General features: G+C 78.9%; 1 protein-coding gene and 1 pseudogene. One reads left to right on the top strand and one right to left on the bottom strand.

The window, feature by feature from the left end; all coding sequences use genetic code 11:
* Window positions 1-287, top strand: a 287-nt coding sequence (locus HA630_RS00760; RefSeq protein WP_166832059.1) for a hypothetical protein, incomplete at its 5' end; no start/stop codon positions are given.
* Window positions 288-300: 13 nt separating this feature from the next.
* Here the strand turns inward: HA630_RS00760 and HA630_RS22640 are convergent.
* A pseudogene (locus HA630_RS22640) lies at window positions 301-450 on the bottom strand (rRNA (cytidine-2'-O-)-methyltransferase); the annotation flags it as partial.

Here is a 450-nt window from a genome sequence, read left to right as displayed (position 1 = left end):
CGGTGCTGGCCCTGGCCCTGCTGGGCCTGGCCTTGGTGCTGCTGGCGCTGGGCGTGCTGTGGGCGCTGCTGCGCGGCCGGCGCCCGACGGCGCCGGTGTTCGTCGGCCGGTTCCAGCGCTACGCCGCCGAACGGGTCTGGCCGGGCGCGGCGGGCCGCGGCCCGGACGCCGCGCCCCCGGACGGGGTGGTGGACGTGGAGGTGCGCGAGGTCCGCGACGCCGACGCCGTGCCGCCGACCGGTGCGCCGACGGCGCCGCAGCGGCTGGACGGCCCGGACCGCCCCTGAGGGCGCCCGGCCTTCAGTCCGCCGCCTTGAGTGCCAGCGCCGCCTGGTACAGCGCGTTTTTGGGACGCCCCGTCAGCTCGGCGCCCAGGCGGGCGGCGGTTTTCACCGGCAGCTCGGCCAGCAGCAGGCCCAGCACGCGCAGGGTCTCGGCGTCCAGCCCATC

It is taken from the genome of Aquabacterium sp. A08, assembly GCF_011742065.1.
The sequence above is the reverse complement of the archived record's forward strand: the minus strand, read 5'-3'. Positions and strand labels throughout refer to the sequence as shown.